Annotated in this window: 9 protein-coding genes and 2 pseudogenes; 4 read left to right on the forward strand and 7 right to left on the reverse strand. The window is 56.4% G+C overall.

The features are described from left to right. The first annotated feature begins 183 nt into the window (after window positions 1-183). Entirely contained in the window at window positions 184-1,725 is a 1,542-nt protein-coding gene (locus ACRESJ_RS28530) for a phosphoenolpyruvate carboxykinase (RefSeq protein ID WP_431760860.1), read from the forward strand. 79 nt (window positions 1,726-1,804) lie between these two features. On the opposite strand, the gene ACRESJ_RS28535 is transcribed toward ACRESJ_RS28530, so the two are convergent. The 6 genes and pseudogenes from ACRESJ_RS28535 to ACRESJ_RS28560 all read right to left on the reverse strand — a co-directional run bounded on the left by ACRESJ_RS28535 (window position 1,805) and on the right by ACRESJ_RS28560 (window position 4,304). Next, on the reverse strand, window positions 1,805-2,158 hold the full coding sequence (locus ACRESJ_RS28535; RefSeq protein ID WP_431760861.1) for a DUF1493 family protein: 354 nt from the start codon (window positions 2,156-2,158) through the stop codon (window positions 1,805-1,807). A gap of 100 nt (window positions 2,159-2,258) precedes the next feature. Continuing rightward, window positions 2,259-2,531, reverse strand: a complete 273-nt coding sequence (locus tag ACRESJ_RS28540; RefSeq protein WP_431760862.1) for a type II toxin-antitoxin system RelE/ParE family toxin — start codon at window positions 2,529-2,531, stop codon at window positions 2,259-2,261. Beyond that, window positions 2,531-3,034, reverse strand: coding sequence for a hypothetical protein (locus ACRESJ_RS28545; protein ID WP_431760863.1), 504 nt, complete (start codon window positions 3,032-3,034; stop codon window positions 2,531-2,533). Before ACRESJ_RS28545 ends, ACRESJ_RS28540 begins: the two co-directional genes overlap by 1 nt. A gap of 98 nt (window positions 3,035-3,132) precedes the next feature. Next, window positions 3,133-3,428: pseudogene (locus ACRESJ_RS28550) on the reverse strand (hypothetical protein). 20 nt (window positions 3,429-3,448) lie between these two features. Next, window positions 3,449-3,769: a hypothetical protein gene (locus tag ACRESJ_RS28555; protein WP_431760864.1), complete on the reverse strand. Its 321-nt coding sequence runs from the start codon at window positions 3,767-3,769 to the stop codon at window positions 3,449-3,451. Window positions 3,770-4,013: 244 nt separating this feature from the next. Beyond that, the gene (locus tag ACRESJ_RS28560; protein ID WP_431760865.1) at window positions 4,014-4,304 is read right to left on the reverse strand and encodes a hypothetical protein; all 291 of its coding nucleotides are present in this window, start codon (window positions 4,302-4,304) and stop codon (window positions 4,014-4,016) included. A gap of 633 nt (window positions 4,305-4,937) precedes the next feature. On the opposite strand from ACRESJ_RS28560, the gene ACRESJ_RS28565 reads away from it, so the two are divergent. From ACRESJ_RS28565 to ACRESJ_RS28575, 3 genes and pseudogenes are all read left to right on the forward strand, one after another. Continuing rightward, entirely contained in the window at window positions 4,938-6,893 is a 1,956-nt protein-coding gene (locus ACRESJ_RS28565) for a RecQ family ATP-dependent DNA helicase (RefSeq protein ID WP_431760866.1), read from the forward strand. A 68-nt stretch (window positions 6,894-6,961) separates the two neighbouring features. Beyond that, a pseudogene (locus ACRESJ_RS28570) lies at window positions 6,962-7,419 on the forward strand (3-hydroxyacyl-CoA dehydrogenase family protein). Between the two features lie 171 nt (window positions 7,420-7,590). Continuing rightward, window positions 7,591-8,010: an acyl-CoA thioesterase gene (locus ACRESJ_RS28575; RefSeq protein ID WP_431760867.1), complete on the forward strand. Its 420-nt coding sequence runs from the start codon at window positions 7,591-7,593 to the stop codon at window positions 8,008-8,010. A gap of 66 nt (window positions 8,011-8,076) precedes the next feature. Here ACRESJ_RS28575 and ACRESJ_RS28580 read toward each other — a convergent pair whose 3' ends face one another. Then, the gene (locus tag ACRESJ_RS28580; RefSeq protein WP_431760868.1) at window positions 8,077-8,565 is read right to left on the reverse strand and encodes a glycine zipper domain-containing protein; all 489 of its coding nucleotides are present in this window, start codon (window positions 8,563-8,565) and stop codon (window positions 8,077-8,079) included. Window positions 8,566-8,868: the final 303 nt, after the last annotated feature.

The raw sequence follows: 8,868 nt of genomic DNA on the forward strand, positions 1-8,868 counted from the left end.
TAAAACGGTTCAGCGCAGGTAAATTCACTGGTTCGTGCCGGATTAACGCCGTTACGACAGGAGGGGCCTACTCTTTTTGGGCTTTTCTGGCATAATCCGGGCCACTTTTTTCGCGGTAGTAGTGCACGACTTTCTACTACAAAAACGTTTGGAGCACTCGGCCACTGGCCGACGGGGAACCTCATGACGCAAGCCAATAACGCCGTGTACACAGATCTGAGTGTTGATTATCTGGTTAAAGAAGCCCTGAATCGCGGTGAGGGCGAGCTTGCCGATACCGGCGCACTGGTTGTTCGTACCGGTCACCGTACCGGCCGTTCGCCAGTCGATCGTTTCATTGTTGATGAGCCGAGCACCACAGGCGCTATCGCCTGGGGCCCAATCAACCGCAAGTTCCCGGCCGACAAGTTCGATGCCCTGTGGGCTCGCGTCGAAGCGTTCAACAATGCGCAAGAGCACTTCGTTTCCCACGTTCATGTAGGTGCCGCAGCCGATCACTACCTGGCTGTGAAGATGACCACCCAGACTGCCTGGCAGAACCTGTTCGGCCGTTGCCTGTTCATCAACCCAGCCCAGTACAACCCGGCTGGCCGTGAAGAATGGCAAGTGCTCAACGTTGCCAACTTCGAGTGCGTGCCTGAGCGTGACGGCACCAACTCCGATGGCTGCGTGATCCTCAATTTCGCACAGAAGAAAGTGCTGATCGCTGGCATGCGTTACGCCGGTGAAATGAAGAAAGCCATGTTCTCCGTGCAGAACTTCTTGCTGCCAGCCGCTGACGTGCTGCCAATGCACTGCGCCGCCAACATCGGCGAAGAAGGCGACGTGACCCTGTTCTTCGGTCTGTCCGGCACGGGTAAAACCACCCTGTCGGCCGACGAAAGCCGTTACCTGATCGGTGACGACGAGCACGGCTGGGGCGAAGGCGTTGTGTTCAACATCGAAGGCGGTTGCTATGCCAAGTGCATCGACCTGTCCGAGAAGAACGAGCCGGTTATCTGGAAAGCCATCAAGCACGGCGCTGTGCTGGAAAACGTTGTCATCGATGACGCCAAGCACGCCGACTACGCTGATGTCAGCCTGACCCAAAACAGCCGCGCGGCCTACCCGCTGGAGCACGTTGCCAAGCGTTCCGAGAAGAACCTGGGCGGCGAGCCGAACGCTGTGATCTTCCTGACCTGCGACCTGACCGGCGTACTGCCGCCAGTGTCGATCCTGAACAACGAGCAGGCGGCCTACCACTTCCTGTCCGGCTACACCGCACTGGTGGGCTCGACTGAAATGGGCTCGGGCAGCGGCATCAAGTCGACGTTCTCCACCTGCTTCGGCGCACCGTTCTTCCCGCGTCCGGCTGGCGAATACGCTGAGCTGCTGATCAAGCGCATCAAGGGCTTCGGCTCCAAGGTCTACCTGGTCAACACCGGCTGGACCGGTGGTGGCTACGGTGTCGGCAAACGCTTCAACATCCCAACCACTCGCGCTGTGATCGCTGCAATCCAGAGCGGCGCGCTGATCGGTACCGAAACCGAGCACCTGGACACCATCAACCTCGACGTGCCAGTGGCCGTACCGGGCGTTGAGACTGGCCTGCTGAACCCACGCAACACCTGGGCTGACAAAGCCGCCTACGACGAAGCCGCCAAAGCACTGGCCGGCCTGTTCATCGAGAACTTCAAGAAGTTCGAAGTGAGCGACGCGATCAAGGCTGCTGGTCCTAAGTTGTAAGTGTTGGTTTGAAGCCATGAAAAAGCCGCCCTTCGGGGCGGCTTTTTTGTGGGTGTTGTTTCAATTTTTGAGATGAGCGCTACGGACATTCGAGTTCATCAGTGTCCCAACGTTGAGCTTTGATCGCCTGATAAAGCATGCCGATAGTCAGTGGCACCTTGTCACCGCGACCCTTGGCTTTGCGCTTCAGGTGGACATCGTGGCCGTCGGGCTGGAAATAGCGATAGCTATCGAAATCCGCAAAGTCGATGGCGAACCGGTCTTCCAGGGTTTCGATCAAGTGCTGAGCATCGATGCCGTTGCAGCCGAGGTCGAAATTGATTGAGGTGGTCAGGCTGATGGCTTTGCGTTCGGGCAGGCCGAGTTCTTCGTGCAGTAGCTGGATGAGCCGGTGGAGAGTGGGGTCGTCGGGGAGGTTGGGGGCGAGGTTCAATGCAGGGCATCCGATTGGACTAGGAGAGGTATCGGGTTCAACTGGTTCACTTAGTCAAAACTTAGCGAGCACTTCTTGTCGCGAGGTAAGCGAAGGAATTTTAGGGCCATCGTCGTCTGGCATGAATCACTCTCACCATTTCCACTACCTCGTCTGCGATGAGGTAGATCATGACGTAATTAGAGGTTGCAACAATCTCCCGCGTCCCCGGGATTTTGCCTTTTCTGTACAGGGTTGGATGTTGCCGAGCGTTCTCCGCTTTCAGTTCGAAAACTTCGTCCAAGACAATGGCAGCTTCAAGGTTATCCAGCATGATGTGATCCATGATTTTGGTTCGGTCATCAAGCGCCGTTTGACGCCAGACTAGCCGCATCAGCGTACTCGCTGACGTATGGCATCACGTTTGGCGGCGAATATTCGACGTGCCTCTTCGTCGGACACGGTTGGTCGTGAATCATCAAGACCAATTTGAACTTGCTCTTTGAACCAATCCTCGTACGCCGCGGCTTCATGAGCCTGTTTCATTGCTTCAGATCGATCAGGTCGAGTGTAGGTTTTGATGTGAAGCGGATCGTAGTTGGACGCGTCCACATCGAAGTGGGTGATGCCTACTTCTTGTAGATAAGTCACTAGCGTTTCGAGTCGTTTGAACAGACGCGTTTGTCGACTGCGTTGTGCCGTGAGGGGCCATTCTTTATTCCCTTGCGTGACTTGAATCGACCAACCGCCTGGTTTAGCGACGATATGCACGCTACTTACCGAGCCATTCTCAACCATTCGTGTGAGGGTGCTGTGGTCGATAGTTTCAGTTGTCATGAGGGTGAATCCATTTTTGAGCAATGGCTCACATGCTACGCAATCAATAATAGTTTGCAAGGTATGGCTCCAGTCGATGGGACGCTAAGAAACGAGATTGAAGATCATTGAATCAGGCAGGCAAGTGTTTACTCAGGAGCGATGCCTGCCTGAGGGTTTTAAGCCGGTGGTTGCCAGTTCAACATGCGTTGTTGAGCAACTTTGAGTAGGTCGCAGCCGTCTTGGGTTAGCAGGTAGAGCGCGTGAGTGATATGCGGAATATCTTCGATGTCACCATCGCGGAAACTTTGGCAGTGGAGGGTTTGCAGGAGTTCGCTGGAAGCACGGATACGCTGGAGAGCGGCTTCGAGGATGTCTTGGGGTTGGCTTCGGTGTCGATGATTAGCGGCGTGGTTTCGGTGAAGTTGGATTGGAGCGGACGGTAGCGATTTGGAAATGGATTTAGAGTTGGCATTAGCGTTTCTCGGTTTGTTGTTAAGTAACCGCCAGCACCGTGACCAAACGATGGGAGGCGGACTGTGCGCAGGCTTGGTCAACCGAGAACAACAACCCGGCTCGCCCGAGGGCGTCCCGCACACAGCCGCCATAGCAATGCACTACGAGGACATAGATGTCCGCGGTGCGAATGATGGCACACATGTGTGCGTTGTTCTCAGGTGACCAAACCTGATCGCTGATTTTGCAGCGATAGGGCGACATTAAATGTTCGTTGTTAGACGCGAAATCCGACAAGGCGACTTCTTTTGTAGGATCTTGCCGAAGCTTTGATAGGGCGTTGCTGACGGGCTTATCCACATGCGCCTCCACAGCGGTCATGGGTTGGTCACAGAGTTTGAGATCAACCGAAAATTAGTGTGGGAGCTAGCCTGCTAGCGATGACGGCGGCACATTCGACATCTTCTTTGAAGGTGAAGCCCTATCGCTAGCAGGCTAGCTCCCACAGTAGTCATGGGGCGTTCACAGAATTTGAGATCAGCCGAATATAAGGCTGCAGGGTTTCCCTTCTACATAGAATCTCCCACAGGAAATTTTGGTGTTCTCAGCCAGTGAGCTTCGGCAATCGCTGCCGCGCGATGTCGAGCAGGTCGTTGCCGTCCTGGGTCAGCAGATACAGGGCGCTGACGATGTTGGGGATGTCGTTGGTGTCGGCTTGTTTGAAGCACAGGCCATACAGGGTTTCGAGCAGGTCGCTGGCGGCGCGGATGCGTTGGCGGGCGGCGTCGAGGATTTCGTAAGGGTCGGCCTCGCTGTCGATGACCAGCACCGGGATTTCGCTGCAGCGGGTTTTGAGCGGGTGGTAGCGGTTGGTGAGTGAATTGGGGGCGTTCATCGAGGTAAGTCCTGTTCGAAATGGCAAGTGTGCCCGGCTGGCCGAGACACTGATTTCAGCCACGCTGGAAACTATAGAAGGGCGCTATGCCGTGGGACAAGACGGCTGAGATGGACAGGTTTTGTAGGTTTTTTTTCGATTTTGGAGGATGGGGACTACGTGTTGGAGCAAGGTAGCGCAGAGAAACCGACGCCGGTAAAGAGGCTTACAAGGTTGTCAGTTGTTGCGCTGCAAGTCTCGGTACAGTCTGCCTCAGACGTTGTCGGATTTTTCGCGTTTGCGGTGGCTGTGCAGGCCTCTTCGCGGGCAAGCTTCGCTCCCACAGGTTTCGTGGCGTTCGCAAATGATGTGGCTGGCACAAGAACCTGTAGGAGCGAGGCTTGCCCGCGAAGGCGGTGTGTCAGGTGACATCGATGTTGGTCACAGAATTTGCGATCAACCGATGCAACATAAAATCTCCCACATTTGATCTTCAGCGCACGCGGAAAAGCGATCTATCAGCCACCCGATCACTCAAGCCCTTGCGGTCATCCGCTGTATCATCCCGTATCGTTTTACCCCCGACCTTTTCTCGACTCGCTGCAATCGCCGGCTAGGCTTTGCTCTTCGCAGCGGTCAATGGAGTGACAGCGTATGCATAACACCCTGGAACAGGTTTTCGGTTATCCACAGTTTCGGCCCGGCCAGGAGGCAGTGGTCAGCGCGGTGCTGGCGGGGCGCTCGGCGGCGGCTATTTTTCCCACCGGTTCCGGCAAATCCCTGTGCTACCAATTATCGGCCGTGATGCTGCCGCACCTGACGCTGGTGGTCTCGCCGCTGCTGGCGTTGATGCAGGACCAATTGGCATTCCTGCAACGTCACGGCATTGCGGCGGGCAGTATCGATTCGGCCCAGAGTCGCGATAACGCCAGTGACGTGATGGCCCGCGCCAAATCCGGCGAGTTGAAGATTTTGATGGTCTCGGTGGAACGCCTGAAGAACGAGCGATTTCGCAATTTCCTGCAGCAGGTGCCCATCTCCCTGCTGGTGGTGGACGAGGCGCACTGCATCTCGGAGTGGGGCCACAACTTTCGCCCCGATTACCTCAAACTGCCGGACTATCAAAGGCAGTTCAACATCCCTCAGGTCCTGCTGTTGACGGCCACCGCGACGCCCAAAGTGATCGCCGATATGCAGACGAAATTCGCCATTGCCGCCGATGATGTAGTGACCACCGGTTTCTATCGATCGAACCTCAATCTCTGGGTGGAGCCGGTGCGCGGTCAGGACAAGCGTCGTCGACTTGTCGAGTGGATGAGCCAGCGTCCTGGCCAGCCGAGCATCGTCTACGTCACCTTGCAGAAAACCGCCGAACACATTGCCGAACATCTGCATCGCCATGGCATTCAGGCCGAGGCCTATCACGCCGGTTTGCCCCACGACCAGCGCGAAGCTATCCAGAAGCGCTTCATGGGCGGGCAGTCCAATTGCATCGTCGCCACCATTGCCTTCGGCATGGGCATCGACAAGAGCGACATTCGCAACGTGGTGCATTTCGACCTGCCCAAATCCATCGAAAACTACAGCCAGGAAATCGGTCGCGCCGGACGTGACGGACAACCGTCCGACTGCCTGGTGCTGGCCAACCGCGACAGCCTCAACGTGCTGGAAAATTTTGTTTATGGCGACACGCCTGAACTGGACGGCATCCGGCATGTGCTCGACGAATTGCAGTCTTGTGCGCCAGAGGGGCAGTGGGAATTTATGCTGGGGCCGTTGGCGGATAACAGCAACATTCGCCAGCTCCCGCTCAAAACCTTGTTGGTGCAGTTGGAACTGCGGGGAATCATCGCCCCGCGTTACGCCTACTACGCCGAGTATCGCTTCAAATACTTGCTGGAACCTGATGCCTTGCTGGCCCGTTTCGAAGGTGAGCGCAGGGATTTTGTCGCCGCGATCGTCCAGACATCCAGCCGCGCGCGGACCTGGGCCACGGTGAATTTCGACGCGTTGTACGAGCAGCATCAGGCCGAACGTAGCCGGGTAGTCAAGGCACTGGATTATTTCCAGGAGAAAGGCTGGGTCGAGCTTGAAAGCAAGCTGATGACCGAGGTGTACAGCTTATTGGATACAGGCTTTGACGCGCAGGCACTTAGCGCCGAACTTCATGCCGGTTTCAAGCAGCATGAACAAACCGAGATCGCGCGAATCCACGCCATGCTGGATCTGTTCGCCACCGATCGCTGCCTGGGTTATCGCCTGGCCGAGTACTTCGGCGACGAAAATGCACCGCGTCAGTGCGGTCATTGTTCGGTGTGTCACGGGCAAGTGGCGCGGTTACCCGAACCACCAGCATTGCCGGCGCTTGTGGATAAGAATTTTGAAGCGCTGTGTAGCGGTTTTATCCACAGGCATGAACAGCACAGCGGTCATGTGCCTTCCGCTGAACGGCTGACGCGTTTTTTGTGCGGGATCAGCGTGCCGTTGTTCACCAAGCTCAAGGCTAGGAGCATTCCGGGGTTTGCAGTGCTGGAGGATTATCCCTACGCCGAGGTGCGGGGCTGGGTTGAAGCGCATCCATCTGCTGAATGTCCCTCATCACAGGAATAAATTTCAAAAATGAGCGGTGGCTGACTAAGGTGGTGGCTGTCTTTGGATCGCCAACAAGAGAACAAGATATGAGCCAGACACCGTTCAACATTCAGCGCGCAGCCGTGATCGGCGCGGGCACCATGGGCCGTGGGATTGTCATGTGCCTGGCCAACGCCGGGGTCGCGGTGCAATGAGTCGATAACAATCTGCAGATGCTTGAGCAGTAACTGCGACGGCTTTATCGGCAACCGCATGCTCAATACCTACGTGCTCGAAGCGCGCAAAATGCTGCTCGAAGGTGCGTATCCGTATCAGGTGGATGCGGCGTTGCAAGGTTTCGGTTTCGCCATGGGGCCGTTCCGCATGTTCGATGTGGTCGGTGTCGACCTGCAATGGCGCACCGATGACCTGGGCGGATCAGCAGGGGTTGGCGAACATTCATCAGCGCTTGCTGGCGCTGGAGACTCGCCAGGGCAATCACTGGAGCCCGACGCGGTTGATTGGAGAGTTGGTGGCGGTGGGCAAGGGGTTTGCTGATCTTTGATTGATGTGGCGTCTGTGAGGACGCCATCGCGGGCAAGCCCGCTCCCACAGGGTCTCCAGTGGATTACAGATTTGTGCGCCACCGAAGTTCCTGTGGGAGCGGGCTTGCCCGCGATAAACGATAACGCGGTTTTCGACTTAGACTAGCGAACCTACTCAGGAATTAACGCTGATGCCCCAACGCACCGACTACCCGCATTTCCAGCCCATCACCACCCGCTGGCACGACAACGATGCCTACGGTCACGTTAACAACGTCACCTACTACAGCTTTTTCGACACGGCGGTAAACACCTACCTGATCGAAGTCGGTGGGCTGGATATTCACGATGGCGAAGTGGTGGGTTTCGTGGTGAGTTCGGCCTGCGATTACTTTGCTTCCATCGCGTTTCCGGACCGGATCGAGGTCGGCTTGCGAGTCGGCAAGTTGGGCAACAGTTCGGTGCAGTATGAGTTGGCGGTGTTCAAGCAAGGGGAAGACGAGGCCTGTGCCGCGGGCCGCTTCGTCCATGTGTTCGTCGACCGTGCATCGAATCAGCCGGTGGCGATTCCGAGTGGGTTGCGTGGGGCATTGGAACGTTTGGTGGTTTAGACCTGGCAAAAAAAATCGCAGCCCACGGGCTGCGATTTTTTAACTGTCGACCAAGCCGCTGCGATGTTAGTCGCGGTCACGGTAGTACTTGTGGTGCTTGCGGTGGCCATAGTGGTGGCCACGGTCGTGACGATGGTCATCACGGTAGTAGCGACGGTCGCCACGGCCACGACGATAATCATCGTCGTCTTCATCGGCTTTGTTGCCCATGTAGTTGCCCAGCGCGCCACCGGCGCCACCGCCTGCTGCGGAGCCGATCAGGCTGCCAGTGGTGCCGCCCATGCTGCGGCCGACCACGTTACCGCCTGCTGCGCCCAGTGCACCACCAATGGCGGCTTCGCCACGGCTGTGTTTGTCTGCGCCCACTGCGCTACCACCCGCGCCGCCCAAGGCTGCGCCAATGGTGGAACCTGTATTACCGCCAATCGACTGGCCGACGACTGAGCCTAGAACCCCGCCCAATGCGCCGCCCACGCCTGCTTCAGTATTGCCGCCAGCGGAGGCAATGCCACTAACCAGGCCAAGGGACAACAAGAGAATCGAGGAGAACTTCATGGGAGAACCTCAAGGGGATGACGGCGCGATCCTGAGGCTGTGTCAGGTGTGTGACAATCGAAATCCGACGAATAACACGACTTGAGCACATTTCTATAAGTTGCTGTTTTTTAGACGGAACTTAATGATTTTTCGCCGGTCTTTTACTACTTCGCAAAGGCCGTTTTCATAGGAAAACGGCCTTTTTTGTAAGCGGTTGGAAAAGATTGGTATAGCGCGAAGGCTCGTATTCAAAGGTCAGACGCCTTCGCGGGCAAGCCTTAATGCCAGTCAGTTAAGCGATGAAGGTCAACTGTAGGAGCG

The sequence above is a fragment of the Pseudomonas sp. genome (assembly GCF_050739655.1).
GTDB lineage: Bacteria > Pseudomonadota > Gammaproteobacteria > Pseudomonadales > Pseudomonadaceae > Aquipseudomonas.

What these genes read in the sequence shown, in the direction of transcription:
- ACRESJ_RS28580 (WP_431760868.1), bottom strand. Translation starts at nt 8,565, where the DNA reads ATGAAGTTCTCCTCGATTCTCTTGTTGTCCCTTGGCCTGGTTAGTGGC.
- ACRESJ_RS28560 (WP_431760865.1), bottom strand. Translation starts at nt 4,304, where the DNA reads ATGAACGCCCCCAATTCACTCACCAACCGCTACCACCCGCTCAAAACC.
- ACRESJ_RS28565 (WP_431760866.1), top strand. Translation starts at nt 4,938, where the DNA reads ATGCATAACACCCTGGAACAGGTTTTCGGTTATCCACAGTTTCGGCCC.
- ACRESJ_RS28530 (WP_431760860.1), top strand. Translation starts at nt 184, where the DNA reads ATGACGCAAGCCAATAACGCCGTGTACACAGATCTGAGTGTTGATTAT.
- ACRESJ_RS28540 (WP_431760862.1), bottom strand. Translation starts at nt 2,531, where the DNA reads ATGCGGCTAGTCTGGCGTCAAACGGCGCTTGATGACCGAACCAAAATC.
- ACRESJ_RS28575 (WP_431760867.1), top strand. Translation starts at nt 7,591, where the DNA reads ATGCCCCAACGCACCGACTACCCGCATTTCCAGCCCATCACCACCCGC.